General features: G+C 60.9%; 31 protein-coding genes and 1 tRNA gene. 15 read left to right on the forward strand and 17 right to left on the reverse strand.

What is annotated here, in order from left to right; translation table 11 throughout:
* Window positions 1–351 precede the first annotated feature (351 nt).
* Window positions 352–1362: a complex I NDUFA9 subunit family protein gene (locus ACJ2A4_RS04000; protein WP_408873708.1), complete on the reverse strand. Its 1011-nt coding sequence runs from the start codon at window positions 1360–1362 to the stop codon at window positions 352–354.
* 109 nt (window positions 1363–1471) lie between these two features.
* On the opposite strand from ACJ2A4_RS04000, the gene ACJ2A4_RS04005 reads away from it, so the two are divergent.
* The 10 genes from ACJ2A4_RS04005 (at window position 1472) to ACJ2A4_RS04050 (ending at window position 8375) form a co-directional block, all read left to right on the forward strand.
* Window positions 1472–1558 (forward strand) — tRNA-Leu (locus ACJ2A4_RS04005).
* A 63-nt stretch (window positions 1559–1621) separates the two neighbouring features.
* A complete protein-coding gene (locus ACJ2A4_RS04010) occupies window positions 1622–2266 on the forward strand; it encodes a ribonuclease D (RefSeq protein WP_408873709.1) in 645 nt (214 codons plus the stop codon).
* A gap of 22 nt (window positions 2267–2288) precedes the next feature.
* A complete protein-coding gene (locus ACJ2A4_RS04015; RefSeq protein WP_408873710.1) occupies window positions 2289–3287 on the forward strand; it encodes an SIS domain-containing protein in 999 nt (332 codons plus the stop codon).
* On the forward strand, window positions 3284–4054 hold the full coding sequence (lptC, locus tag ACJ2A4_RS04020; RefSeq protein ID WP_408873711.1) for an LPS export ABC transporter periplasmic protein LptC: 771 nt from the start codon (window positions 3284–3286) through the stop codon (window positions 4052–4054). Before ACJ2A4_RS04015 ends, lptC begins: the two co-directional genes overlap by 4 nt.
* An 85-nt stretch (window positions 4055–4139) precedes the next feature.
* Complete coding sequence (locus tag ACJ2A4_RS04025; protein WP_408873712.1) at window positions 4140–5015, forward strand: LptA/OstA family protein; 876 nt, start codon at window positions 4140–4142, stop codon at window positions 5013–5015.
* Window positions 5012–5767, forward strand: coding sequence for an LPS export ABC transporter ATP-binding protein (gene lptB, locus ACJ2A4_RS04030; protein ID WP_062508763.1), 756 nt, complete (start codon window positions 5012–5014; stop codon window positions 5765–5767). Before ACJ2A4_RS04025 ends, lptB begins: the two co-directional genes overlap by 4 nt.
* 9 nt (window positions 5768–5776) lie before the next feature.
* Window positions 5777–7093 (forward strand): RNA polymerase factor sigma-54, encoded by a 1317-nt coding sequence (gene rpoN, locus ACJ2A4_RS04035; protein WP_408873713.1) that lies wholly within the window; start codon window positions 5777–5779, stop codon window positions 7091–7093.
* Window positions 7094–7259: 166 nt separating this feature from the next.
* On the forward strand, window positions 7260–7502 hold the full coding sequence (locus ACJ2A4_RS04040; protein WP_408873714.1) for a hypothetical protein: 243 nt from the start codon (window positions 7260–7262) through the stop codon (window positions 7500–7502).
* Window positions 7503–7506: 4 nt separating this feature from the next.
* Window positions 7507–7665 carry a hypothetical protein gene (locus tag ACJ2A4_RS04045; RefSeq protein WP_167494560.1) on the forward strand — a complete coding sequence of 53 codons (159 nt, stop codon included), beginning with the start codon at window positions 7507–7509 and terminating at the stop codon, window positions 7663–7665.
* A 62-nt stretch (window positions 7666–7727) separates the two neighbouring features.
* Entirely contained in the window at window positions 7728–8375 is a 648-nt protein-coding gene (locus ACJ2A4_RS04050; RefSeq protein ID WP_408873715.1) for a hypothetical protein, read from the forward strand.
* Between the two features lie 104 nt (window positions 8376–8479).
* On the opposite strand, the gene ACJ2A4_RS04055 is transcribed toward ACJ2A4_RS04050, so the two are convergent.
* From ACJ2A4_RS04055 to ACJ2A4_RS04065, 3 genes are all read right to left on the reverse strand, one after another.
* A complete protein-coding gene (locus ACJ2A4_RS04055; RefSeq protein WP_408873716.1) occupies window positions 8480–8842 on the reverse strand; it encodes a RidA family protein in 363 nt (120 codons plus the stop codon).
* Between the two features lie 23 nt (window positions 8843–8865).
* Window positions 8866–9117 (reverse strand): DUF1150 family protein, encoded by a 252-nt coding sequence (locus ACJ2A4_RS04060; protein WP_194688144.1) that lies wholly within the window; start codon window positions 9115–9117, stop codon window positions 8866–8868.
* A 92-nt stretch (window positions 9118–9209) separates the two neighbouring features.
* Entirely contained in the window at window positions 9210–9722 is a 513-nt protein-coding gene (locus ACJ2A4_RS04065; RefSeq protein ID WP_408873717.1) for an Hsp20 family protein, read from the reverse strand.
* 191 nt (window positions 9723–9913) lie between these two features.
* Between ACJ2A4_RS04065 and def the strand changes: the two genes are divergently transcribed.
* From def to truA, 3 genes are read left to right on the forward strand one after another with little or no spacing between them, the layout of a single operon-like run.
* On the forward strand, window positions 9914–10468 hold the full coding sequence (def, locus tag ACJ2A4_RS04070; protein ID WP_194264134.1) for a peptide deformylase: 555 nt from the start codon (window positions 9914–9916) through the stop codon (window positions 10466–10468).
* A 6-nt stretch (window positions 10469–10474) separates the two neighbouring features.
* Window positions 10475–11389 carry a methionyl-tRNA formyltransferase gene (gene fmt, locus ACJ2A4_RS04075; protein WP_408873718.1) on the forward strand — a complete coding sequence of 305 codons (915 nt, stop codon included), beginning with the start codon at window positions 10475–10477 and terminating at the stop codon, window positions 11387–11389.
* 49 nt (window positions 11390–11438) lie between these two features.
* A complete protein-coding gene (gene truA / locus ACJ2A4_RS04080; protein WP_408874094.1) occupies window positions 11439–12209 on the forward strand; it encodes a tRNA pseudouridine(38-40) synthase TruA in 771 nt (256 codons plus the stop codon).
* Here truA and ACJ2A4_RS04085 read toward each other — a convergent pair.
* From ACJ2A4_RS04085 to dapD, 3 genes are read right to left on the reverse strand one after another with little or no spacing between them, the layout of a single operon-like run.
* The gene (locus ACJ2A4_RS04085; protein WP_408873719.1) at window positions 12206–12787 is read right to left on the reverse strand and encodes a hypothetical protein; all 582 of its coding nucleotides are present in this window, start codon (window positions 12785–12787) and stop codon (window positions 12206–12208) included. The two genes, truA and ACJ2A4_RS04085, sit on opposite strands and share 4 nt — an antisense overlap.
* Window positions 12788–12825: 38 nt before the next feature.
* Entirely contained in the window at window positions 12826–13971 is a 1146-nt protein-coding gene (dapE, locus tag ACJ2A4_RS04090; protein ID WP_408873720.1) for a succinyl-diaminopimelate desuccinylase, read from the reverse strand.
* Window positions 13972–13975: 4 nt separating this feature from the next.
* On the reverse strand, window positions 13976–14806 hold the full coding sequence (gene dapD, locus ACJ2A4_RS04095) for a 2,3,4,5-tetrahydropyridine-2,6-dicarboxylate N-succinyltransferase (protein WP_408874095.1): 831 nt from the start codon (window positions 14804–14806) through the stop codon (window positions 13976–13978).
* Window positions 14807–15015: 209 nt separating this feature from the next.
* Here dapD and ACJ2A4_RS04100 point away from each other — a divergent pair, with 209 nt between their 5' ends.
* Window positions 15016–16383 carry a diguanylate cyclase domain-containing protein gene (locus tag ACJ2A4_RS04100; protein WP_408874096.1) on the forward strand — a complete coding sequence of 456 codons (1368 nt, stop codon included), beginning with the start codon at window positions 15016–15018 and terminating at the stop codon, window positions 16381–16383.
* Window positions 16384–16413: 30 nt separating this feature from the next.
* Here the strand turns inward: ACJ2A4_RS04100 and argB are convergent, their stop codons facing one another.
* From argB to rpmH, 6 genes are all read right to left on the reverse strand, one after another.
* The gene (gene argB, locus ACJ2A4_RS04105; RefSeq protein WP_062508744.1) at window positions 16414–17349 is read right to left on the reverse strand and encodes an acetylglutamate kinase; all 936 of its coding nucleotides are present in this window, start codon (window positions 17347–17349) and stop codon (window positions 16414–16416) included.
* On the reverse strand, window positions 17346–18026 hold the full coding sequence (gene yihA / locus ACJ2A4_RS04110; RefSeq protein WP_024716842.1) for a ribosome biogenesis GTP-binding protein YihA/YsxC: 681 nt from the start codon (window positions 18024–18026) through the stop codon (window positions 17346–17348). The genes argB and yihA overlap by 4 nt, the downstream gene beginning before the upstream one ends.
* 17 nt (window positions 18027–18043) lie before the next feature.
* On the reverse strand, window positions 18044–19771 hold the full coding sequence (yidC, locus tag ACJ2A4_RS04115; protein ID WP_408874097.1) for a membrane protein insertase YidC: 1728 nt from the start codon (window positions 19769–19771) through the stop codon (window positions 18044–18046).
* A 90-nt stretch (window positions 19772–19861) separates the two neighbouring features.
* Complete coding sequence (gene yidD, locus ACJ2A4_RS04120; RefSeq protein ID WP_408873721.1) at window positions 19862–20113, reverse strand: membrane protein insertion efficiency factor YidD; 252 nt, start codon at window positions 20111–20113, stop codon at window positions 19862–19864.
* Window positions 20110–20472, reverse strand: a complete 363-nt coding sequence (rnpA, locus tag ACJ2A4_RS04125; protein WP_408873722.1) for a ribonuclease P protein component — start codon at window positions 20470–20472, stop codon at window positions 20110–20112. The genes yidD and rnpA overlap by 4 nt, the downstream gene beginning before the upstream one ends.
* A gap of 38 nt (window positions 20473–20510) precedes the next feature.
* A complete protein-coding gene (gene rpmH / locus ACJ2A4_RS04130) occupies window positions 20511–20645 on the reverse strand; it encodes a 50S ribosomal protein L34 (protein ID WP_011253345.1) in 135 nt (44 codons plus the stop codon).
* A gap of 145 nt (window positions 20646–20790) precedes the next feature.
* Between rpmH and ACJ2A4_RS04135 the strand changes: the two genes are divergently transcribed.
* Window positions 20791–21027: a hypothetical protein gene (locus ACJ2A4_RS04135; protein ID WP_408873723.1), complete on the forward strand. Its 237-nt coding sequence runs from the start codon at window positions 20791–20793 to the stop codon at window positions 21025–21027.
* On the opposite strand, the gene gloA is transcribed toward ACJ2A4_RS04135, so the two are convergent.
* The 4 genes from gloA to fabZ are packed head-to-tail and all read right to left on the reverse strand — an operon-like array spanning window position 21011 to window position 23587.
* On the reverse strand, window positions 21011–21400 hold the full coding sequence (gene gloA, locus ACJ2A4_RS04140) for a lactoylglutathione lyase (RefSeq protein WP_153431175.1): 390 nt from the start codon (window positions 21398–21400) through the stop codon (window positions 21011–21013). The two genes, ACJ2A4_RS04135 and gloA, sit on opposite strands and share 17 nt — an antisense overlap.
* Window positions 21400–22242: an LpxI family protein gene (locus ACJ2A4_RS04145; protein WP_408873724.1), complete on the reverse strand. Its 843-nt coding sequence runs from the start codon at window positions 22240–22242 to the stop codon at window positions 21400–21402. Before ACJ2A4_RS04145 ends, gloA begins: the two co-directional genes overlap by 1 nt.
* 2 nt (window positions 22243–22244) lie before the next feature.
* Window positions 22245–23102, reverse strand: a complete 858-nt coding sequence (lpxA, locus tag ACJ2A4_RS04150) for an acyl-ACP--UDP-N-acetylglucosamine O-acyltransferase (RefSeq protein WP_194258711.1) — start codon at window positions 23100–23102, stop codon at window positions 22245–22247.
* A 5-nt stretch (window positions 23103–23107) separates the two neighbouring features.
* A complete protein-coding gene (gene fabZ / locus ACJ2A4_RS04155; RefSeq protein WP_141306749.1) occupies window positions 23108–23587 on the reverse strand; it encodes a 3-hydroxyacyl-ACP dehydratase FabZ in 480 nt (159 codons plus the stop codon).
* Window positions 23588–23723: the final 136 nt, after the last annotated feature.

The following is a 23723-nucleotide window of genomic DNA, read 5'->3' on the forward strand; positions in this document are numbered from 1 at the left end:
GGGACCAGTGATCTTATCCCATTTACTCAGACATGAGATCGAATTGTCTGGCAAAATCTTGTACTTCACACAAAGATTATCGCCAGCAAGGTAATATTTATTGCCAATCATCACCGGGACCGGCTTCTGCGCACATCCTGCAGTCAACAGTGAACACCATAGAATGGCTAAAGAAATTTTCCGCACCATTTTGCTCCACCCGGTTCAGGGCTGAACTCCTGCCTGAAACAGGCAGCAACAAGACACTACGTTGCCGTTCAGTCCGCCGAAAGTTTTTCCCGGCGGACGCCCCCAACTCAAGTGGAAAATCTTCGCCCCATCCCTCGCAGGACAAGTCAGGGCGACAGCCCGTTATTTACGGAACCGCCGCCAGCTCTCACAGATACTGCCCTTCAGATAATCAGGCACCACACTGCGCATTGCGGTTGGCGTAATCCCGAGCGATTGGAGATTGTCCGGCCCCGGCTGCACCACATTATCCAGCCCCATCATCACAACCTGATCGCGCGTCAGCAGATGCCCCGGCAGCGGTTCAAGGATCTCCGCCTCCATCCGCGCCACACAATCCGGCACCGGAACCAGCAGACGATGCCGCCCGGACGCCTTCAGCACGAACTCCATCAACTCTTTCATGGTCAGCACATCCGGCCCGCCAGCCTCGACCGTCATGCCTTCATGCCCCGGCTCCACCAGCGCAATCGCGGCTTTCGCCACATCCCCCACATAAACTGGCTGGAAATGCGTGTTCGGCGCAAAGACCGGCAGGACCGGCGAGAGCTTCGCCATCAGCGCGAACATGTTGAAGAAACTGTCCTCCGGCCCGAAAATCACCGAAGGCCGCAGCAGCGACGCTTCCGGGAACACCGCCCGGACCGCCTGCTCCGCCAACCCCTTGCTCCGCCCGTAATTCCCCGGCGACTGCAAGGACGCCCCGATGGCGGACATGTGCATATACTGCTCCACGCCCTCCTGCCGGGCCACCAGCGCCGCAAGCCGCGCCCCTTCCACATTGACCCGATGCATCGCCTTCACATCCGGAGACATGATCGAGACAAGATTGATCCCCGCATCCGCCCCGTTAAAAAGCCGCTCCAGCAATTCCGCATCATTCACCGATGCCTTGAGGAATTCCACGCGCCCGTCACCCGGAAACCGGGCCAGCGCCTGATCGCTGTCGGGATTCCGGCTGCCGACCCGCACCACATGCCCCAGCGCCACCAGACGCCCGACCAGTTCACGGCCAACAAAGCCTCCCCCGCCCAGAACGGCCACTGTCCGCCCGACAGAGCGCGGTCCACTGCCGGTTCCGCCCCCGTTGCCCGTGCCACCACCGGTCCCGTCCACAGAAAAATTCGTACGCATTTTTGCTTTTCTTTCAGTTTGGCTGTTGACGCCCCATACGTGCAGGGGTAAACGCCTCTTCACCGAGCCGGGATGCCTCAGGAAACTGAAAAAACCCGGTGCTTTCTGAGCCCAGATGGCGGAATTGGTAGACGCGCAGGTTTCAGGTACCTGTGTCCGAAAGGACGTGGAAGTTCGAGTCTTCTTCTGGGCACCACAGACGATCAGGCGACATAGCGCCTTGATCTTCTGGTGATAAAAAAAACTTGGTGACAATAAAATGAGCCAGCAGAACGCCATCCATCTTTATGACGGCGATCTGCCAGACGACTTCGATCTTGGCCCCCTTGTTGCCATTGATACCGAGACCATGGGTCTCAATCCCCATCGTGATCGCCTCTGCCTCGTCCAGCTTTCAGCCGGCGATGGTGAAGCCCATCTCGTGCAGATCAATCCGGTCTCCATGGGCGGCCGCGGCTATGACTGCCCGAACCTCAAGGCCCTCCTGACAGACAATTCCGTCACCAAGCTGATGCATTTCGCACGCTTTGACGTCGCAGTCCTGCAGAACGCCTTTAACATCACGATCCCGTCAGTCATCTGCACCAAAATCGCCGCCCGGCTGGTCTATACTTTCACCGACCGTCACGGTCTGGCCTATCTGTGCCGCGACCTTCTCGGCGTCGAAATCTCCAAGCACCAGCAGAGTTCGGACTGGGGCGCGCCCACCCTCACCCCGGAACAGCTCCGTTATGCCGCCTCGGACGTGCTGCATCTGCACGCTCTGTGGGATAAGCTCGAAGCCATGCTGATCCGTGAAAACCGCCGTGACCTCGCACAGGCCTGCTACGATTTCCTTCCGGCCCGCTGCAAGCTTGACCTTCTGGGCTATGACGAGCCCGATATTTTCTCGCACCGCGCGTAATTTCCGGCCCGGCTGACATTTCATGCATCGCCCGTCGCCCTCTTCCGCACGCGCCCCGCTCAACTCGGCTATCCACACCCTTGCCATTGAGCGCCAGGGCCTTCAGGCCCTCGAACAGGCTTTCTCCGGCCCACTCGGCGAGACCTTCGTTCAGGCCGTGAACCGCATTGCCGGAAGCCGCAGCCGTCTGGTCGTCACCGGAATCGGCAAATCCGGCCATATCGCCCGCAAGATCCAGGCCACCCTCGCCTCGACCGGCACCCCCTCGCTGTTCCTGCATCCCGCCGAAGCCGCCCATGGCGATCTCGGCATGATCGCACCGGGCGACGTCATCCTCGCCTTCTCCAATTCCGGCGAGACGACCGAACTTGCGGCCGTTCTGACCTATGCCACCCGCCAGAAACACTGCGTGATCGCCATCACCTCGGTCGCCACCTCCGCACTGGCCCGCGCCGCCCAGATCCCGCTTGTGCTCCCCACCAGCACCGAGGCCTGCCCGATGGGCCTCGCCCCCACGACCAGCACCCTGCTGCAACTTGCGCTCGGCGATGCGCTCGCCATCGCCCTGCTGGAAAAACGCGGTTTCACCGCCCGCGATTTCGGCGCGTTCCACCCCGGCGGATTGCTCGGTGCGCGCCTGCGTCCCATCAGCGATCTCATGCATACCGGCAAGGCCCTGCCTCTCGGACAGGGCAGCCTCCCACTGCGCTCCGTCATTCTCGAGATGACACACAAGTCATTCGGGTGCATGGGTGTCATTGATGACAAAGGTGTACTTCAGGGCCTCATCACGGACGCCGACCTGCGCCGTGCCATGGCCGGTGACCTCGATACGACCAGAGCGGAGGACGTCATGAACCCCGCCCCCGTCACCGCGACCCCCCAGACGCTGGCGCAGGACGTGCTGGAACTCATGAACCAGCGCGAGCGCCCCATCACGAGCCTCTTCATCGTGGACGAGGCCCGTCGCCCCACGGGAATCGTCCACGTCCATGACCTCCTGCGAAGCGGTCTGTCATGAGCACACCCGATAACGGTGACCAGCGCGTCCGGCGCGAGGATTTCGATTCCAACCGCACCGAAAGCCTCGCCCGGCTGGACAGCCTGCGCCGCGCGGCCTTCCAGCGCATCCGTCAGGCCCCGGACGCCGAACAGCTTGCCCGCCGCCGCTCCCTGCTGGGTTTCGCCAAATGGGCGCTGCCGGGTCTGGCCCTCGTCCTCCTCAGCTCCATCGCCGCCTGGCCCGAGATTTCCCATCTCATGAACCAGAACCGCGCGGCCCTGAAGGAAATGGCCCGCCTGCGTGTGGAAAGCGGCAACATGGAACAGGCCACCTATCGCGGCCTGGACGCCCATGACCATCTCTACATGATCACCGCCCGCACCACGCACCAGCAGGGCCCCGACCGCGTGGATCTCGTCGATCCCGTGGCCGACATCCAGCTTTCCGGCAATTCCTGGGCGCATATCCGCTCCGACCGCGGCGTCTACATGCAGCACGAACAGACCCTGACCCTCGACGACAATGTCGTGCTCTACCGCGATGACGGCCTCCTCATGAACGGCCCCTCCGCCGACATGGACCTCAAGGCCGACGTCATCGCCTCGCGCGACTGGGTCCATGCGGAAGGGCCTTTCGGCAAGCAGGACGCCCAAGGCTATTTTCTGGACCAGCATGCAGGTATCATGCAGTTTACGGGACCGGGCCTGACGGTCCGCAACGATGACAACGGCCCTCCGAGTGCGGCGGCCCGCCTGCACCTGCAAGGACTGAAGACCGAAAAATGACGCCCCGCCCCGCAGCCCTCCTCCCCCTCCTCATCGCCCTGCCACTCACCCTCCCCCCGCCCCGGCGCATGCGGACGGACTGGACATGTCCCACGGCGAAGCCGTCCAGCTCTTCTGGAAAAAAGAAGAGATTTACGACCGCAACGCCCAGACCGTCACGCTCACGGGTGGTGCCCGCGCCGTGCGCGGCGATGTGACGGTCGATGCGGACACGCTGATCGGCTATCTGCGCAAGAAAGCTCCCGCACCCGGACAGCCCGCACCTCCGCCACAGCCGACCGACGCCAAGGGTAACAACAATGGTGACCCGATGGGCGGCTCTCTTGAACTGTACAGGATTGAGGCACGTGGCAACGTCCATATCTATAACCAGACCGATCAGGGCTGGGGCGATCATGCCCTGTACGACATGGATCAGGCCGTCATGGTCATGACCGGCAAGCATCTGAAGCTGACAACCCCGCAGGACGTCCTGACCGCGCGCGATGTGATGGAATATCACTCCAAAACGCGCATGTCGGTTGGCCGTGGCGATGCTACCGTCACCACCAATGACGGCAAGCAGGTCAAGGCGGACGTGCTGGTTTCTTTCAGCAAACCCAACGACGCACCGGCATCCGGCACACCACAGGCCGCATCCCAGACCAGACCTGCAGGCGGCGGAGACAACCCGCTGGGCGGTGGTTCGTCAAAGCTCGACCGTGCTTATGGCTGGGGCCATGTCGTCCTGCGCACCCAGACCCAGACCGGCACTGGCGATCGTGGCGTCTATGTTTTCGATACGCAGATCGCCCGCCTGATAGGACATGTGCATGTCACGCAGGGCCAGAACCAGAATAACGGTTCGCAGGCCATCGTGAACATGAAGACCGGCATCGCAACCATGCTGCCGGGCACGGAATCCCCCATTCAGGGGCTCGTCGTGCCGAACGAGGCCAACAGCAGCCAGGCACCCAAGTGACAGACAGCTACACTCCTCCTCCGCCTCCCTCGACCGGTCTGGTCGCAAGCGGCATTGGCAAGACCTACAAGAAGCGCGCGGTCGTCAAAAACGTCTCGCTTCAGGTCCAGCGCGGCGAAGCCGTCGGCCTGCTCGGTCCGAACGGTGCGGGCAAGACGACCAGCTTCTACATGATCGTGGGCCTCGTGCAGCCTGACACCGGCACCATCACGCTGGACGGCGCCGACATCACCCAGCTTCCGATGTATCGTCGCGCCCGCCTCGGCGTCGGCTACCTACCGCAGGAAGCCAGCATCTTCCGCGGGCTGAACGTCGAGCAGAACATCATGGCGGCCCTCGAAGTCGTCGAGCCCGATCCGGAAAAGCGCGACCTGATGCTCAACGGTCTGCTGGCCGAGTTCGGTATCACCCATCTGCGCCGCTCGCCTTCCCTTGCGCTGTCCGGTGGTGAACGCCGCCGTCTGGAAATTGCCCGCGCTCTCGCCAGCCAGCCGAACTACATTCTGCTCGATGAACCCCTTGCCGGCATTGACCCGATCGCTGTCGGGGAAATCCGCGATCTCGTCTCGCATCTGAAGGATCGTGGCATCGGCGTGCTGATTACGGACCATAACGTCCGCGAAACGCTCGAAGTCATCGACCGCGCCTATATCATGCATGGCGGTCAGGTCCTGATGGAAGGCACTCCCGAAGCCATCGTTGCGAACGAAGACGTTCGCCGGGTCTATCTCGGTGAGAATTTCTCGCTGTAACATGCCGGGATGCTTGTCCCGGGCCTGATCCAGCGTCAGTCGCAGTCTCTCGTCATGACGCCCCAGCTGCGTCAGGCGATTGCGCTGCTGCAATATACGCAGACCGATCTTGCCCAGCATCTCCGGCAGGTCTGCGAAACCAACCCGCTCCTTATTCTGGAGCCCGGCGACACAGTCTCTGAAGCCACACCAGCGTCCGACGACTTCCACGACGACGACCCGGACCGCTTCACCACCGCCCCCAACCGTCCGGAAGCCGCCGCCCCTCCCTCGTCTGATCGTGACGAACTGATCTTCCAGATCCGTCTCTCCATTCCGCAGGCCGACCAGAACGCAGCCTTTCACCTGCTGGATAGCCTCGACGCAACCGGCCGCCTGCCCGTTTCCGTCACGGACCTCGCCGCCGAGCTAGGCATGGACGCATCTCATCTCGAAGCGATCCGCCAGAGCCTCATGCATCTCGAACCCGTTGGTCTTTTCGCGCGCTCACTTGAAGAGTGTCTGGCCGCCCAGCTTCGGGTTCGCAATCGCCTTGATCCCGCGATGCAAATTCTGCTCGATAATCTGGATCTGCTCGCCCGGCGGGACTGGCGCAAACTCCGCCAGAAATGCGCTCTTGAGCAGGACGACCTGTTGGATATGCTCGCCGAAATTCAGGCCCTTGATCCTCGCCCTGGCCTTAGCCTGCCACCAGTTGCCCCACCCATCGAAGCGGACCTGATCGTCCGGCCCAACGGCGCCGGCTTCCGCCTGACCCTTAACACGCGCCTGCTACCAAAACTCCCTCTCGACGACACGATGTGTGCGCAACTCGACAGCCACACAGAGGCCGGAAAAGCCCTTCTCGCCTACGCTACCGAAGCCACGGCCCTGATCCGTGCGCTGCAAAGCCGCAAACAGTCGCTCCTGACTGTTGGCCGCACCATCGTCCAGCACCAGGCTGCTTTCCTGTGCGACGGCGCAACCGCCCTGCGCCCCTTGACCATGCGCGAAATCGCCGAACGCACGGAATTGCACGAAAGCACCATCAGCCGCATCGTCAGCAGCAAATATATCGATACCCCGCAGGGCACCGTTCCACTCAAACTGTTCTTTTCGACAGCGCTCACCTCCGAAGACGGGACCTCTCAGAGCGCTCACGCCATCCAGCACCGCCTCCAAGCCCTGGTCGCAGCTGAAGGCGACAACGTCCTCTCTGACGACGTCCTGACAGCACTTCTGCAAAAGGAAGGCTTTTCCATCCAGCGTCGTACCGTTGCCAAATATCGCGAAGGTCTTGGCATTGCGAAATCCAGTCAGTGCAAAAGACTTCGCCGCACCTCGTAAAACGGCCGACCAGTCCCGCTCTATAGGAATACGGAAGGTCTTCTGCCTCTCAGGGAACAGAAGATCTCAATTTTCCCGAATTCACTTGAAAACCAAATGTGTCAAACCATGTTTAACAGACTGACAGCGTTCTCCAGCAGCGCTCAAAACTGCAGAAAGTTTTCCAATGTCCAGCGACCATGCCCCTCATAAATCTTCCAGCCTGCACCACCTCGCTGAAAAAGCGCATCGCCAGCCCAAATTGCTGACGAAAAGCGAAGTCGAGGAACTGGCCAATTTCGTCCTCAAGGGTGCCGAAGGCGCGACCGAGGAACAGAAAGAAATCGCCAAACGCGCCCTGCATAACCCCGAAGGCGTCGAAAGCTCCGACATCACCGCCCTCGCCACCCAGATCCTAACCAGAAAGTAAGAACATGACCGGCCATTCCCACGAACTTCCTTCCCAGCAGAAACTCGAACACCGCCTGAAGGAAGTTGAACGCGACCTCGCCCGCGCTGAGAAATCCGACCCGGAGCGCATCCACGCCCTGAAAGCCGAAATCAAGAAAATCCAGTCCGAGCTTCAGGACTAACTGTTACTATTGCTGAATTATTTTCCTGAAGCCGAGAGACACAACTTGTGGCAGAGGTTACAATGAATGACCATCCCATACGCCTTCCATGGGTCGGATCAGAATATGAAAACACTCGTGTACTCATTATGGGTGAAAGCCATCATTGTGATCCTGCCGACGAGTTCTCCCTTGATCTAACCATTCGTACCGTTCTGGACGCTTGTAACGGGACGCTACCGTCTGCATTTTTCAATGACATCAAAGATGCTGTTCTCGGCAATTCTTCTAATGAGACATCGTCAGAAGAATTCTGGAGCCAGTACGCATTTGCCAATTTCTGCCAAGGCGCGGTTATTCGAAAGGAAGGATCTCCTTTGACAAATGCAACCACACAAATGTACAGATCGGGTGAGCAGGCTTTTCCCACGATTATCTCTCTGCTTAAGCCGCGAAAAATACTTTTATTCTCCAGAAAATGTTGGAGCGAATACACAAAAAATATTCCTACTGTCTCTCGCGACAGAAAGAATAGTCCGATCCTATGCCCCGACGACAAAGAGGCCGAAAGCCATTACTACGAATCTGACGAATTATGTTTTGCCGTCAATTGTCTTTCTCTTTGCCATCCAAGTTCATGGAAGCGTTTCAAACAAAATGCAGATTATTGGCACCCAGTTATAAATGAATTTCTATCGCAATCTGCACTAACAGATAGTGCTATATTCTGATAGCTTTCTGTTTGTCTGACTGATTTTTTGCAGAAATAGTGTAAAAAACCGCCTCTCTTAACCGGAAAGGCGGCTTTTTCATTCACAAAATTTAAAATTAAATCCTAGTTCAGCGCGGCAATCGCCTTCATCTCAACACGCCATTCCGGTACAGCAAGTTTGGCCTCAACCGTAGCACGCGCTGGCTTGTTCGCCATATCCAGCCAAGCGTCCCAAGCCCGGTTCATCGCACCGATTTCTTCGATATCCGTCAGGAAAACCTGAACCGACAGGATCCGGCTCTTGTCCGTCCCCAGAGAGGCCAGAAGCGCATCGATCTGGCGCAGGATGTCGACCGTCTGCCCTTCCGTATCGAGGCTGGCATCATCCGCGACCTGTCCGGCCAGATAGGCCAGTCCGTTATGGACCACCACGCCCGCAAGGCGCTCTTCTTCGAGGTGACGAGTAATATCGACGTTTTTGCTCACGGGCATGGACCTTCTGGCTAGAATTACTGAAGCAGAGTCGGAATCATCTCATGCTCGAGGATCGCATCAAGCGCGCTCTCCTCGTCGTCCGCGACCGCCATGGGCGTGCCGTCGGCGGCATGGATGGCCACGACCAGTTCCCCGTCATGCATGACGGATTTGACATAGGCGAGGTGGGACATGCCCAGCGTCAGGAGCTGCGGCCCCGTGATGCGCCGCAGATCCGCGGGGAGTTTGTCGTCCGAACGATCACCGTTTTCGAAGGGATTGTTCAAGTCAGGTTCCTTCTGAAGCCGGCGCGGCAAACGCAGCCCGGCTCTGGGTTCAGTAGAAAAGGTACAGAAAACGCAGGGCGCAACAGAGGCCCTTATTCGTCGTCGATATCGCGCGCCGGTCGCGTCGTGCGCCGCGTCTTTACGACAGGGGGGACCACTTCGTGATGGACCGTAGGGCCCGGCGACGGGTTGCGACGGCCCTGCGAGATGGCAATCCGCTTGACCCGCACTTCCGGCTCCGGACGTAGAAGATCGATATGCAGCAGGCCATTATCAAGCCAGGCGCCACCAATTTCAATTCCTTCCGCCAGCACAAACGCCTTGTGGAACTGCCGCGCTGCAATCCCACGATGCAGGAAGATGCGTCCCTGACTGTCGTCTGCTTGACGTCCGCGGATCACGAGCTGATTGTCTTCCTGCGTGATCTGAAGATCGTCCATGACGAAGCCCGCCACCGCCAGCGTAATGCGCAGGGCCGTGGAGCTGAGCTGCTCGATATTGTAAGGGGGATAACCATCGGACGTCGATTTTGCAGCACGCTCAAGCATCTGCTCGAGGTGATCGAAACCGAGGAACATCGGGGACGTGAACAGGCGACCGGACATAGGGCTTATGCCTCCTCCATGAGCGAGACGTAGACAGGGCCGGTCCCATCCTGCGGCAACCGACTGACCCTACGATATGGTGTCACAGCATACAGATGCAAGCTCTCCCCTTGCAGGACGCGACGCAAAACCTGCATGCAAACTCCATCTTGGACTGGCATTCGGCGCCTTCGCTCGCTACATCGCAGGACATGAGCGAATTCGATTTCCTGTCCGGCATCGACGATGTGCCGCCCACCCCGATCCTGATCGCCCCCCAGCCTGTGCTGCGGGAGGTCACCCGCGACGTGCGCCCCGAGGACATCGCCTTCATCCGCGATCAGCTTCCGGGCATGTTTTCCGCCATGTACAAGGCCCCGGGCATCGGCCTGGCTGCCCCTCAGGTGGGCCTGGGAATGCGCTTCGCCTTGGTGGACGTGGCCGAGGAAGATGCCCCGCGTGAGCCCATGCTGCTGATCAACCCGGAAATCATTTCTGATTCCGATCAGCTTGCCGCGCGTGAGGAAGGCTGCCTTTCCCTGCCAAACCAGTATGCCGAAGTCGTCCGCCCCGAATCGATCCGCGTGCGCTATCGCAACCTTGCGGGCGAGACGATCGAGCGCGATGCATCCGGCCTGCTCGCCACCTGCATCCAGCACGAAATGGACCATCTCGACGGCATCCTGTTCGTCGATCACCTCTCGACGCTCAAGCGCAACATGATCATGCGCCGCCTGGCCAAAGAGCAGAAACTCAGAAGGCACTGATCCCCGATGCGGCTGATCTTCATGGGAACGCCGGACTTTTCGGTCCCGGCGCTGCACGCCCTGCTCGACGCCGGTCACGAGGTGGTCGCGGTCTACACGCAGCCGCCCCGCCCGGCAGGACGCGGCAAGGCACTGCGCCGCTCGCCGGTCCATGAAGCTGCCGAAGCTGCCGGGATCGAGGTCCGCACTCCTGCGCGCGTCCGCCGCGACACGGCCGAACACGAAGCCTTCGCCGCCCTGAAGGCCGATGCCGCCGTGGTCGCCGCCTATGGTCTCATTCTGCCAAAAGCAATGCTGGACGCCCCGCGTCTGGGCTGCCTGAACATCCATGCGAGCCTCCTGCCCCGCTGGCGTGGCGCGTCGCCCATCCAGTCCGCCATCGTCGCAGGCGACAGCCAGAGCGGTGTTTCCATCATGCAGATGGATGAAGGCCTCGACACCGGCGCGGTTCTGCTGGAGGAAGCCACCCCCATCAGCCCGACCGATACTGCCAGCACGCTGCATGACCGCCTGTCCGAAATCGGCGGCCGTCTGGTCGTCCGTGCGCTCGCCGAACAGCCGAAACCTGTTCCGCAGCCCGAAGACGGCGTCACCTACGCCGAACGCCTGACCCGCGATCACGGCCGTATCGACTGGACGCGCAGCGCCGCCGAGATCGACCGGCAGATCCGTGGCCTGACGCCCTGGCCCGGCGCGTTCACCACGCTCGACGATGTGCTCCTCAAGATCGGTGCAGCCACCCCGCTCCCTGCAGAGAGCCATAGCGCTGCCCCCGGCACCACGCTCAATGACAGCCTCACCATCGCCTGCGGCACCGGTGCCCTGCGCATCGACCGTCTGCAGAAACCCGGCCGCAGCATGATGTCCGCCTCCGACTTCCTGCGCGGCCAGCCCGTGCCGAAAGGCACCCGCCTTGTCTGACACGCAGGCTACAGAGCCTCTCGCTGAACCCGCCGCCGAGCCCACGGGTCTGAACCGCTGGGCCCTGCGCATCGAGTATGATGGCACCGGCTATCTCGGCTGGCAGAAGCAGAACGACGGCACCTCCATTCAGGGCCTGATCGAAGCCGCCGCTTCGAAACTGGTTCGCAACCGCCCCGTTCCCAGCATCACCGCTGGCCGCACGGATGCCGGCGTGCATGCGGCAGGTATGGTCATCCATCTTGATTTCCCGGATGAGGCCCCGATCGACGCCCGGCAGATCCGCGACGGCATGGGCTATCATCTCAAACCGCATCGCGTCGTTGTGCTGGAAACGGCGAAAGTCGGCCCGGAATGGAACGCACGTTTCTCCGCGACCTGGCGCAGCTACCGCTACACCATCCTCAACCGCCCTGCCCGTCCGGGGCTGATGGAAAACCGCGTCTGGCATATCAAGCGCCCGCTGGACGTGGACCTCATGCAGCAGGCCGCGAACCATCTCCTCGGCCCGCATGACTTCACATCCTTCCGCGCCGTCGCCTGTCAGGCCAAAAGCGCCATCCGCACTCTGGACGTCCTGAACATCCATCGCGATGGCGAACTGGTCATGATCGACACGAAGGCGCGCTCCTTCCTGCACCATCAGGTCCGCAACATGGCCGGCACCCTGATGATGATCGGCTCACGTCAGTGGCCGGTCGAAAAGATCATTGAAATTCTGGAAGCAAAAGACCGCTGCGCGGCCGGGCAGACCGCCCCGCCCGAGGGGCTCTGCCTGATGGATGTCGGCTATCCCGACGATCCCTTCAACTGCTCCTAGGACGACAGCCCGAGCAGATCGACAACCGCATTGTAATGCGGCGGCAGCAGCCACAGGACCCAGAGCAGCCCCCCCACCGGCAGGGTCTGCAGAACGGTCATGACAAAAGCCTGCCAGCCGGTCGTCACAAGCCCGACCTTCGTCACATACCAGGTCAGCCACAGCGTATAGAGCTGTGCCCCGAACGCGAGGCCGCCCAACGCCTGGCTGGACGCCGCAGCCCCCGGCAGCACGAGATGTAGCACGCCCTGCGCCATGATCAGCATGACCAGCGGCAGCCACCCGCACCACAGCGACGCCGTGGCAAAACGCGTCCACAGTCCCTTGCGGCTCAGAGCGCATGCATAAAGTTCCGACACCACAAGCTGTAACAGCGTGCAGACCAGCGGCACCACAGCCCGCACCAGCCCCATGAGCCGTTCGGCGGGCGGCAGCATGAACGCCATCCATACCCCGATGACTGCCAGCGCAATCGTTGGCGCCAGAGCCGCGAACAGCGCTCCTGCTCCCGGTGCGAAACAGTTGATTCCTTCGGACCGTCCCCGCCCCAGAAGCCACACGCCCAGCGGAATGGCCATGTTTCCGGTAGGAGGAAACGGACCCGGCCGTCCGGAATTCACAATCCGTATCCTTCCATGAACGCCAGATAGATCCGCGTCAGGTCTTCCAGCGTTCCTAGCTCCACATGTTCGTCACGCTTGTGCATGGTTGCGCCCACCAGTCCGAATTCGGCTACCGGGCAGTACTGCGAGATGAACCGCGCATCTGACGTTCCCCCACCCGTATCGAGCCGGGGCGTCCGCCCTGTGACACTGCGCACGGCCTCCGACAAACCCGTCACCGCATCTCCCGGCTGCGTCAGGAACGCCTCGCCACTGATCGACACCTTCACATCCGCTGAAGGTGCATGACGCCGCACCACGTCCTTGATCCACGCCGTCAGAGCGGCCCCGGTATGCAGATCATTGAACCGGATATTCAGCCGTCCGACCGCCTGAGCCGGAATGACATTGGTTGCATCATTTCCGACATCAATACTCGTGACCTGCAGGGAAGATGGTGCAAACCATTCGCTTCCCGTATCCAGCTCCCGCGCTGTCAGTTCGGAAAATGCCGCCAGAAGACGATGAACCGGATTATCCGCCAGATGCGGATAGGCCACATGTCCCTGCGTGCCATGTACGGTTACGACAGCATTCATGCTGCCCCGACGGCCGATCTTGATGACATCACCCAGAGCCTCGGGGTTCGTCGGCTCACCCAGCAGACAGAAATCCGGCAGTTCGCCGCGCCCCGCCAGCCATTCAATGACCGGCTTCGTCCCGAAATGCGCCGGACCTTCCTCATCTCCCGTAATCAGCAGCGAGACGGAACCCTTCAGCGGTCCCTGTTCCAGACGCCGCGCTACGGCGGCTACGAAACAGGCCACCCCGCCCTTCATGTCCGCGATCCCGCGTCCATAAAGCCGGCCGTCCTGAACCACAGCCGCAAACGGATCATGCGCCCAGCCTTCGCCTGGCGGCACGACATCCGTATGTCCCGCAAAACAGAGCGAAGGATGCCCCTCACCTAGCCGTGCATAAAGATTGGGCGTCTGCGCATCCGAAGGCCCGAAAGGAAGATGGAATACCTCGAACCCCACCCCCTCCAGCACGTCCGCCAGCAGTGCCTGAGCGCCACCATCGGCAGGCGTCACGGATGGACAGCGCAGCAGATCCCGCGCCAGTGCCACCGGATCGACAGGAAAGGACGGGCCCGACATCGGATCAGTCGCGCAGCAGGTCGTTGATGGAGGTCTTGGACCGCGTCCGCTCGTCCACCCGCTTGACGATCACTGCACAGGCCAGAGAAGGCATGCCCGGCTCCTTCGGCGGCAATGTGCCCGGCACGACCACGGAATAGGCCGGAACCCGGCCCATGAAGACCTCGCCCGTCGCACGGTCCACGATCTTCGTGGATGCACCCAGGAACACGCCCATCGACAGGACGGAACCCTTCTCGACAACCACGCCCTCGGCCACTTCCGAACGTGCACCGATGAAGCAGTCGTCTTCGATAATGACCGGCGCAGCCTGTAGCGGCTCCAGAACGCCGCCAATGCCCGCGCCACCGCTGATATGGCAATTCTTGCCGATCTGTGCACAGGACCCGACCGTCGCCCAGGTATCGATCATCGTGCCACTGTCGACGCGCGCGCCGACATTCACGAAGCTCGGCATCAGCACCACATTCGGCGCAATGAATGCGGAACGGCGCACGATCGCACCTGGCACAGCACGGAAACCAGCCTCGGCGAAACGGAACTGGTCCCAGCCATCGAACTTCAGCGGAACCTTGTCAAAGGCCGGCTCACCGCCGCAGCCGCGCTCCATGACCCGGCTGTCCTTCAGACGGAAGGAGAGCAGAACAGCCTTTTTCAGCCATTCATGAACGATCCAGCCGTTTTCGGAAGGTTCGGCCACACGCAGCGTGCCGGAATCAAGCCCGGCAAGGGCCTTTTCCACGACGTCGCGGTCTTCGCCTTCCGTACGGGCGCTGAGAGTCGTGCGGCGCTCCCACAGAGCTTCGATGGCATTACGAAGAGGTGCATTCGGCATCATGTCGGTCCGGTAAGAAGAAGCAGAAATCCGCCGGACCATGCGGTTCAGGGCGTTTCATGTCAACGGATCTTTACCTCAGACCACGGCCTGTACACATCCGCTCATTGTTAATGACTTCTTAACCCGCCACGCTTATGAAACGCATGGGGCTTTGACCAAATAGCCCGATCAAGAGCTTTCTGCGGGATGTGTCACCCTTGCCTGATATGCGTGCCTTGCTGTCCCAGTTCATGAATGGACCCTCGCCTGACAGAACTCCGCAGGAACTGCGGAACATGCTGGCGTCAACGCTGGAAAGCCGGGAACGCTGGCGCTCTCTGCTCTATCAGGCCGTGGACCTGGTCTTCGAGACCGACAGTCGTGGGCGGATCATCCTGATCTCTCCCGAAACATGGCTGGGCCAACCCACCACCTCCCTGATCGGACGCCCTTTCAGCGCCCTGTGCGGCACCGTGGACGTTCTCAGGCCCCATACCGGCACTCCCGTTCAGATCACGACCCCGCAGGGCACACCGCTGACAGTCATCCTGTCATCCTGCCCATTCACTGATAATGAAGGCCGAATCACCGGAACACGCGGCACCCTTAAGGCCGTCTCTCCGGACCTTTCCAGCGCAATCCCTGCTCCTGCCGCACCGTCAGAAACCACCCCCAGTCCCCTGCCCGAAAACGACGGGGTCGCAATTCTCGCCGCCGTCACCATAGCCCTGCGCAAGGCCATCGTCCCGAGACTGGCCTCCGCCGCCGCAATGGAGGCCCTGCTGACTCCCCTGTGCGCGGAAGGTGCCCTGCTGGATACGGCTGCCCCGAAGAGCCTCCTGTTCAATTCATCTCCCCCGCCCGAGGACATCGAACCTCTTTTGGCCACGCAGCCCGGTCAGACCGGAACCACGACCTTCAGGGCCGGCACCTGTCATGTCATGATCTGCCGGGAAAACATCCGCAGTCTCAAACAGCTCTGTCTGGTTCTCTGGCGTCCTGAACCCTGGTCGCCGCAGGACCAGCAGCTCTGTCAGACAGTCTGCTCCCTGCTGGCCGGTTTCTGGGAACTCGACAGCATCCATCGCCGTATCCTGACCGATTCCGACTACGATATTTCGTCGAACCTGCTGAACTGGAACGGCCTGAAAGCGGAAATTGAACGCCGCGCGCGCCGGCTGGATCAGCAGTCCCTCGCGGCTACCCTGATCATCGCCCGCGTTCCCGGCCTGACCGAACTTTCCAGAACACGCGGCTTCGAAGCTGGCGAAGAAGCGCTGAGACAGTGCGTCGCGCTGTTGCGCACTGCCGTACGTCCGACTGACGCCATCGCGCGCATCAGAAATAACACATTTGCACTCTGGATGGATGGCGGCGACCGTTTCGCCGCCGCAGAACGCGCCGAACGGATGACGGCGCATGGCGTCCCCATCCTGATCGATCCGCCGGTTCACCTGCCGCTGCAACTGGGACTGGTCTCCCGTGAAGCCAATGCTGATGAAACGCCCGAGAGCCTGCTCGAACGCGGCATGCAAGCCCTTCAGGAAGGCGTGGCTGAAAACAGAAAATGGCGCTTCTCACACGAAGCGCCATAATCCTCAGTCCAGTTCTTCTATGTTGGCTGCTTACGCCTTGATGAGTGTTCCCGGTCCGGCCCGCGTGAACAGTTCCAGCAGACAGCTATGCGGCACACGGCCATCCAGAATGACTGCGGCTTTCGCACCCTTCTGCACCGCTTCAAGACAGGTCTCGACCTTGGGAATCATCCCGCCCGAAATCGACCCGTCCGCAATACGACGTCGGGCTTCGTCCGCGCTCAGCTCTTCAATGAGCTTGCCGTTCTCATCCAGCACACCCGGAACATCCGTCAGCATCAGCAGACGGGATGCATGCACCGCACCCGCAATCGCGCCAGCCGCCGTATCCGCGTTGATGTTATAGGTCTCGCCTTCCGCACCCACACCAACCGGTGCAATCACGGGGATCAGCCCGGCACCAAGCAGCGCATACAGCACGCGCGGATCAATCTTTTCGGGCTGCCCGACAAAACCGAGATCGATGACTTTCTCGATCTCACTTCCCGGATCGCGCTTCGTCCGGGTCAGCTTGCGTGCCTGGATCAGCCCGCCATCCTTGCCAGAAATGCCGACAGCAAGTGCTCCGGCCCGGTTGATCAGTTCGGCAACCTGCTTGTTGACGCTGCCCGACAGGACCATCTCGATCACATCGACCATCGACTTGTCGGTCACACGCAACCCGTCGATGAACTCCGAACGGATCTTCAGCCGGTCCAGCATGGCGCTGATCTGCGGCCCGCCACCATGCACCACAATCGGATTGATCCCGACCAGCTTGAGCAGGGAAATGTCATAGCCGAACGCATGCGCTAGCCTGCCCTCACCCATCGCATGACCGCCATATTTGACGACGATCGTATCGCCGGCATAGCGGCGCAGAAACGGCAGCGCGCTGGAGAGAATGGCCGCCTGCTGCTGTGCCTCTTCCATGTCAACGGAGGGCGGGACTTCAGGCAGCTTGTCACTGTGTGTCTTACTGGTCATGATCCGGACTGTCCTTCCCCTGACGTCTGGAGTGGCACGGCGAAGCGGGCAATTTCTGCCCGCAGATCCTCGATCCCGAACCCGGTCTCGCTGCTGGTGGCAATAATGCGCGGATAGGCTGCGGCATGCTTGAGCGCAAGCGCCTCGACTTCCGCAATTTTCGCCGCCAGCGCTTTCGGCTTCACCTGGTCGCATTTGGTCAGCACGATCTGGAACACCACGGCCGCGCGGTCCAGAAGCTCCATGACATCCTTGTCCGACGCCTTGAGTTCGATCCGTGCGTCCAGAAGCAGGATGACCCGCTCCAGCGTCGTCCGGCCGCGAAGATAGGCGAACATCATGTCCTGCCAGTCTTCCTTGACCGACTTCGCCGCTTTGGCAAAGCCGTAACCCGGCATGTCCACCAGAGACAGCCGGTCAGCCAGATTGAAGAAGTTGAGCTGCTTGGTCCGGCCTGGCTCGGACGAGGCCCGTGCCAGCGCACGACGCCCCGTCAGTGCATTGATGATGCTCGACTTGCCGACATTGGACCGGCCGGCAAACGCCACTTCCGGCCGGCCGACGGGCGGGAGTTGGTCGATCTTCTGCGAGCCGAAGAAGAACTCACATTCTCCCGCGAACAGAAGCCGCCCGTCCTCGATCTGCGCCTCGGTCGGCGGCCCCGGGATTTCTTTCATCATGCCTCTGCCTGGCCTCAGGTCCGCGATACCGGAACGGGCAGACCCGTCCGGCGCTGGATGAACATCTGCTGCGCGACCGTCAGCAGGTTGTTCCAGGTGTAATAGACCAGAAGACTGGCCGGGAAGCCGGACATGAAGAATACATAAACCAGCGGCATGAACTGCATCATCCGCGCCTGTGCCGGATCAAGGCTCGCCGTCGAGCTGGTCTGGCGCTGCAGCAGCCAGAACGTCAGGCCAAGCGCCGTGCCCCAGATGCTGACATGCAGGAACGACGAGTAATGCGTCGGATCGAACGGCAGCAGCCCGAACAGGTTGAACACGTTCGTCGGGTCCGGCATCGACAGATCGTGGATCCACCCGAAGAATGGTGCATGACGCGCATCAATGCTGATGTTCAGGATCTTGTACAGGCAGAAGAAGATCGGCGCCTGGATCAGCATCGGCAGACAGCCGCTTGCCGGGCTCACCTTCTCTTCACGATACAGCGCCATGACCTTCTGGTTCATGGCCATCGGATCGTCCTTGTTCTTCTCCCGGATCTCCTTGACCTTCGGTGCCAGCAGACGCATCCGCGCCGAAGACTGGGCAGCCTTGGAAGCCAGCGGGAAGAGAACAATCTTGACAATCAGCGTCAGTGCCATCAGCGCCAGACCGAAATTGCCCAGATGCAGATACAGCCAGTGCAGCAGCGTCAGCAGCGGACGGGTGAGGAAGCTAAACCAGCCGAAGTCGATCGCCTTGTCCAGGTCGGGAATACCAAGCTGTTTGCTATAGCCTTGCAGCAGGCTGACGACCTTCGCACCCGCAAAGACATGGCTCTTTTCGGTGATGGAGCCGTTCGGCATGATCTGCTGGGCGTTCTGGGTGGACATGCCTACCTGGTACGATCCCGGCGTTCCCGGCACGTAAGCAAAGCTCGCTGAAACCGGCGTGCCATCTGCAGGGGCCACGGCCGTCAGCCAGAACTTGTCGCTGATGCCGTCCCAGCCATTCGTACCCGTGGACGACCAGGACACGTGATCCGGATGGTCAGCCCCTTTGCGCAGGTTCTTGTAGCTTTCGTCCTGCATGCGGCCACCGATAACGGCGATCGGCCCCTCATGCGCCGTGAAAGCCCCTTCCGGCGCATCATAGTCACGCTGCACGCGCTCAAACGGCACCAGAGCCACCGGCTGACCCGAATGGTTCTCGACCGTCTGGCTCACGGCGAACATGTAGTGCTCGTCCAGGCTGATCTGGATGGAGAATACCAGCCCCTGCCCGTTATCCCAGTGCAGCGTCACCGGATGATCGGGCGTCAGCGTCTCGTCGGAGCTTTCCCAGACCGTATTCAGATCGGGCACGCGGGCATTGGAGCCCGGAGCATTCGTCCAGCCGATCACGACGAACGTGGGATGCGCGCTTCCCGTCTTGTCCAGCAGCCGCACCAGCGGGCTGTCCTTGGCCAGGGTTTCGCGATATTTCGTGAGGATCAGATCATCCAGCACCGCGCCCTTCAGGTTGAGAGAACCCTGCACGTCCGGTCCCGTCACCGGAATGCGTCGCGCAGTCGCCTGCGTCTCAGCAGCAGCCTCGACAGCCGGCGCAGACGGTGTCGGCGCGCTGTTCTGAATCTGTGCTGCAGGCGCATGTGTGACGGGATGGGGATCGTCCTGATGGGGCTTCGGCATGAAATAGTCGAAACCGATCAGGATAAGGGCCGAGAGAAGTGTGGCCGCAATAATGCGTTTGGTGTCCATCGGGCGGATGCCGGTCTTTCGTCTCACTGAATAGGGCTTGCGCCTCAAGTGGCCGAAAACCGCATTCAAAACAATAGGCGGAGGGCTTTTTTAATGCCGGTGTGGCTTCGGAGGCAGGTCTACGCCCCCTTCTGACCAGGGATGACAGCGCCCGATCCTGCGCAGCGCAAGCCATCCCCCACGCACAGGCCCGTGCTCACGAATGACCGTCAGCGCATAGGTGCTGCATGTCGGATCGAACCGGCAGTTCTTGCCGATGAATGGGCTGATAAAAAGCTTGTAGGCGTCAATAAGCGACAGCATCAGGGCCGTAACGGCTTTCCTGAGCATGGACGCGATCATTTCGCCCGCTCCCGGCCTCTGCCGGGATTTTCCCTGTAATTGCTGTCCAGTCCCTTGCGAAGGGCCTGACGCAGATCATCCTTGAGAAGGGAAAAATCGCGCCCCCGGGTCCTGTCCCGTCCGATAAGGACGAAATCGCCGGAAGGCAGACCGTCTTCCCGCGCAACAAGGCGCAGAGCCTCGCGAAGGCGACGGCGGGTGCGGTTACGGATGACAGAATTACCGACTTTTTTCGTGACCGTGAAACCAACGCGGGTTTCGGCCGCTTTGTCATCCGGCAGGATCTGCACAACCATACCGGGAGTGGCGACCTTGCGCCCCTTCCCGGCTACACGCAGAAACTGCGGCCGCTTTTTCAAACGGCTCGGTGTATGGGTCGTACCGATCTGGGTCGTGCTCAGGCGGAGAGCTTCTTGCGCCCCTTGGAGCGACGGTTGGCCAGTACGCGGCGGCCGCCGACAGTCTCGCTACGCGTACGGAAACCGTGACGACGCTTGCGAACCAGCTTGGAGGGTTGATACGTGCGCTTCATGACGTTGATCCTTAAAAACCAGGCGGACGCCTCAACTGTGGACATCCGCGTCGATCGGGCGCACGAAACGCCCGGTGATTGAGACCCGGGCTTGTAAGCACGCAGGCCCTGCATGTCAATGCCAGACCTAAAGGAACTTCAGCCCATGCCCGAGTCCAGCAACAGCCCCACAGCAGTTTCAGCCACAGCTCCCGCCCGCAGACGCCCCCAGGACAACGGCAACTTCCGCCACGACCTGCGAAACGCCCTGGCCCCGGCCCTGCTCTGCGCCGATATTCTCAGCACTCACAGTGACGAAGCCGTTCAGCAGAACGCCCAGACCATTATCGACGCGCTGGAAAACGCCCTGAAACTGCTGAAGAACTCTACTTCTTCTCGATAAGCTCGATCTTGTAGCCGTCCGGGTCTTCTACAAACGCGATGATGATCGTCCCGAACTTCAGCGGACCGGCTTCGCGCGTCACCTTGCCACCACCCGTGCGGACGGTCTCCACGAGTGCCGCCACATCCGGCACGCCGATCGCAAAATGCCCGAAACCGGTGCCGACTTCGTAGTCGGTTTCCTGGTCCCAGTTATAGGTCAGTTCGATCTCGGCCTGCCCATGTTCATTATCATCGAATCCGATGAAAACCAGCGTATAACGTCCCTCGCGCACTTCCTTGCGGCGAAGTTCCTTCATTCCGAGCAGCTTGTAGAATGCCAGACTCCGGTCGATGTCCCGGATTCTCACCATCGTATGCAGAAACGTACTCATCACTTGTCCTTCAGATCTTCCGGCGTCAGCCCATACAGGAACAGCCCATAACGATCTGCCAGCTTCACACAGCCTGCAGGGTCCGTCATGAGAGTCACTCCGGGCTGGAACGCAACGCCCCGCAATCCGTTCCGGGCTGCATTCTCCAGCGTCTCCGGCCCGATCGTCGGCATGTCCGCCCGCAGGTCCTGCCCCGTCTTGGGCATCTTCACCAGAACGCCGCCACTTCCGGCCTGCATGAGCCGCCCGCAGCGCCCCAGCATGGCGTCCGTCCCCTCCAGAGCCTCGACCGCCAGCACGAGACCGTTCTGGACAACGCAACCCTGACCGATATCTAGGGTTGCCATCACCTTCAGGACCTCGACCCCGCGGGCGATATCCTGTTTGGCCTGGGCGTCGGGAAGGACACGACCTAGGGTTCCGGAGCGGCCGGTGGCATGTTCGAGGAATTCGTGAGCGCCCCGGACATGGAAGCCTTCCTCACCGAGGACACGGACGACAGCGCCGAGCAGTCCGTCATCGCCGGAGAAAATGGCGCGGCCCAGACGTGCGAGGATGCGCGCGCCTTCTGCATCCGGGCGGAGATCGCGCCAGGCGGGACGCCGCACTGGACCGATCAGGACCAGTTCGCGACAGTTGTGCCGTTTGAGAGCCCCGAGAATGTCACCGGCAGCGGCAAGGCGAATGATTTCATGCGGGTAGGGTTCGAGAAGCGCACGGTCAGCGAAATCGCGGAACCCGACGATAAAGATCTTTCGGCCTTTGGCGATGGCTGCGGCAGCGACCTGCGCGGGGAGCGGCCCCGAGCCTGCCAGAATGCCGATGCAGCCACGATCGCCCACGATCAGGCGCCTTCGGTTTCGGATTGCCCTTCCTGACGCGCAACGCGGGTCAGGCCACGACGGCTTGGAGCCTCCATGAAGTCCAGCATTTCAGCGATGCGGGGAAGATGACCATATTCTCTGCGGACTTCGGCGATACGACTCTCCAGAACGGAATCGCTGGCACCGTGACGGGGATACAGCGTGCGGAAAGCACGGCGCATGGCCTGCATTTCTTCCGGACCAACGCCGGAACGCTTGAGCCCGATCCAGTTCAGTCCGACCAGACGCGCGCGGTTTCCCAGAACGCTTCCGTAAGGAATAACGTCCATTTCCACGCCACAGACGCCACCGACCACGGCTCCGCGTCCGATCCGGACAAACTGGTGCAGCGCAGCCGAGCCCATGATCTTCGCATCATCGTCAATTTCGACATGGCCGCCCATGACGACATTGTTCACGATGATGACGCGGTCACCGATCACGCAGTCATGGGCGACATGCGCATTGGCCATGATCAGGCAGTTCGCACCGATGCGCGTCAGCGCATGTCCCTGCGCGGTCCCACGGTGGATCGTGACGTTTTCCCGGATGACCGTATTGGCGCCGATTTCGCACAGCGTGGGTTCGCCGGCATATTTGAGATCCTGCGGGGCCAGACCGATCGTCACGAACGGATAAACCTCCACATCTTCACGCAGGGTCGTGTATCCATCCACAAGAACAGAAGCGTGGAGGCACACACCGTCACCGATCGTGACGTTGGGTCCCACCAGGCACCATGGCCCGATGCGCACGTTTTCGCCGATCCGCGCACGCGGATCGACGATTGCGGTCGCATGGATTTCGGCGGTTTCGGGACGTTTCCCTGCCATCTGCATCAGGCTCAACCCATAATCATCGCACTGAAGGTCGCTTCGGCCACGGCTACCCCGTCAACACGGGCCACGCCCTTGAACTTCCAGACATTTGCGCGGGACCGTTCCTTGTCCACATGGATCCGGAGCTGGTCACCGGGGCCAACGGGGCGACGGAACTTGGCGTTTTCGATCGTCATGAAATAGACCAGCTTGCCTTCAAAGGCCTTGCCCAGCGTCATGACCACCAGCGTGGCTGCGGTCTGGGCCATGGCTTCCACGATCAGCACACCCGGCATGACAGGGTGAGAGGGGAAATGTCCCTGAAAGAACGGCTCGTTTACCGTGACGTTCTTGATGCCGATCGCAGACTGCCCGGCATGGATCTCGACCATCTTGTCGATCAGCAGGAACGGATAACGATGCGGGATCGACTGCATGATCTGCAGGATGTCGATGCTCTCGGGAAGCTGATGGCCTTCTGCAGCGGCGTCTGTCGCGGGAGTCATCTGTTCAGCTGGAGCGTCCACTCGGTCCATCGTTTCACCATGCCCTTCAAGCGGTGTTGTCTGTGTCAGTAGCAGCCTTGTGGCAGCGCGAATGGCTTCCCTTAGCAAACCTGGGGGGGAGTTACCATCCGCGCCG

It is taken from the genome of Gluconobacter roseus (genome assembly GCF_046058915.1).
Taxonomy (GTDB): domain Bacteria; phylum Pseudomonadota; class Alphaproteobacteria; order Acetobacterales; family Acetobacteraceae; genus Gluconobacter; species Gluconobacter roseus_A.

What these genes read in the sequence shown, in the direction of transcription:
- ACJ2A4_RS04000 (WP_408873708.1), bottom strand. Translation starts at nt 1,362, where the DNA reads ATGCGTACGAATTTTTCTGTGGACGGGACCGGTGGTGGCACGGGCAAC.
- ACJ2A4_RS04010 (WP_408873709.1), top strand. Translation starts at nt 1,622, where the DNA reads ATGAGCCAGCAGAACGCCATCCATCTTTATGACGGCGATCTGCCAGAC.
- ACJ2A4_RS04015 (WP_408873710.1), top strand. Translation starts at nt 2,289, where the DNA reads ATGCATCGCCCGTCGCCCTCTTCCGCACGCGCCCCGCTCAACTCGGCT.
- lptC (WP_408873711.1), top strand. Translation starts at nt 3,284, where the DNA reads ATGAGCACACCCGATAACGGTGACCAGCGCGTCCGGCGCGAGGATTTC.
- ACJ2A4_RS04025 (WP_408873712.1), top strand. Translation starts at nt 4,140, where the DNA reads ATGTCCCACGGCGAAGCCGTCCAGCTCTTCTGGAAAAAAGAAGAGATT.
- rpoN (WP_408873713.1), top strand. Translation starts at nt 5,777, where the DNA reads ATGCTTGTCCCGGGCCTGATCCAGCGTCAGTCGCAGTCTCTCGTCATG.
- ACJ2A4_RS04040 (WP_408873714.1), top strand. Translation starts at nt 7,260, where the DNA reads ATGTCCAGCGACCATGCCCCTCATAAATCTTCCAGCCTGCACCACCTC.
- ACJ2A4_RS04045 (WP_167494560.1), top strand. Translation starts at nt 7,507, where the DNA reads ATGACCGGCCATTCCCACGAACTTCCTTCCCAGCAGAAACTCGAACAC.
- ACJ2A4_RS04050 (WP_408873715.1), top strand. Translation starts at nt 7,728, where the DNA reads ATGAATGACCATCCCATACGCCTTCCATGGGTCGGATCAGAATATGAA.
- ACJ2A4_RS04065 (WP_408873717.1), bottom strand. Translation starts at nt 9,722, where the DNA reads ATGTCCGGTCGCCTGTTCACGTCCCCGATGTTCCTCGGTTTCGATCAC.
- def (WP_194264134.1), top strand. Translation starts at nt 9,914, where the DNA reads ATGAGCGAATTCGATTTCCTGTCCGGCATCGACGATGTGCCGCCCACC.
- fmt (WP_408873718.1), top strand. Translation starts at nt 10,475, where the DNA reads ATGCGGCTGATCTTCATGGGAACGCCGGACTTTTCGGTCCCGGCGCTG.
- ACJ2A4_RS04085 (WP_408873719.1), bottom strand. Translation starts at nt 12,787, where the DNA reads ATGGCCATTCCGCTGGGCGTGTGGCTTCTGGGGCGGGGACGGTCCGAA.
- dapE (WP_408873720.1), bottom strand. Translation starts at nt 13,971, where the DNA reads ATGTCGGGCCCGTCCTTTCCTGTCGATCCGGTGGCACTGGCGCGGGAT.
- dapD (WP_408874095.1), bottom strand. Translation starts at nt 14,806, where the DNA reads ATGCCGAATGCACCTCTTCGTAATGCCATCGAAGCTCTGTGGGAGCGC.
- ACJ2A4_RS04100 (WP_408874096.1), top strand. Translation starts at nt 15,016, where the DNA reads ATGCGTGCCTTGCTGTCCCAGTTCATGAATGGACCCTCGCCTGACAGA.
- argB (WP_062508744.1), bottom strand. Translation starts at nt 17,349, where the DNA reads ATGACCAGTAAGACACACAGTGACAAGCTGCCTGAAGTCCCGCCCTCC.
- yihA (WP_024716842.1), bottom strand. Translation starts at nt 18,026, where the DNA reads ATGAAAGAAATCCCGGGGCCGCCGACCGAGGCGCAGATCGAGGACGGG.
- yidC (WP_408874097.1), bottom strand. Translation starts at nt 19,771, where the DNA reads ATGGACACCAAACGCATTATTGCGGCCACACTTCTCTCGGCCCTTATC.
- yidD (WP_408873721.1), bottom strand. Translation starts at nt 20,113, where the DNA reads ATGATCGCGTCCATGCTCAGGAAAGCCGTTACGGCCCTGATGCTGTCG.
- rpmH (WP_011253345.1), bottom strand. Translation starts at nt 20,645, where the DNA reads ATGAAGCGCACGTATCAACCCTCCAAGCTGGTTCGCAAGCGTCGTCAC.
- ACJ2A4_RS04135 (WP_408873723.1), top strand. Translation starts at nt 20,791, where the DNA reads ATGCCCGAGTCCAGCAACAGCCCCACAGCAGTTTCAGCCACAGCTCCC.
- gloA (WP_153431175.1), bottom strand. Translation starts at nt 21,400, where the DNA reads ATGAGTACGTTTCTGCATACGATGGTGAGAATCCGGGACATCGACCGG.
- lpxA (WP_194258711.1), bottom strand. Translation starts at nt 23,102, where the DNA reads ATGCAGATGGCAGGGAAACGTCCCGAAACCGCCGAAATCCATGCGACC.
- fabZ (WP_141306749.1), bottom strand. Translation starts at nt 23,587, where the DNA reads ATGACTCCCGCGACAGACGCCGCTGCAGAAGGCCATCAGCTTCCCGAG.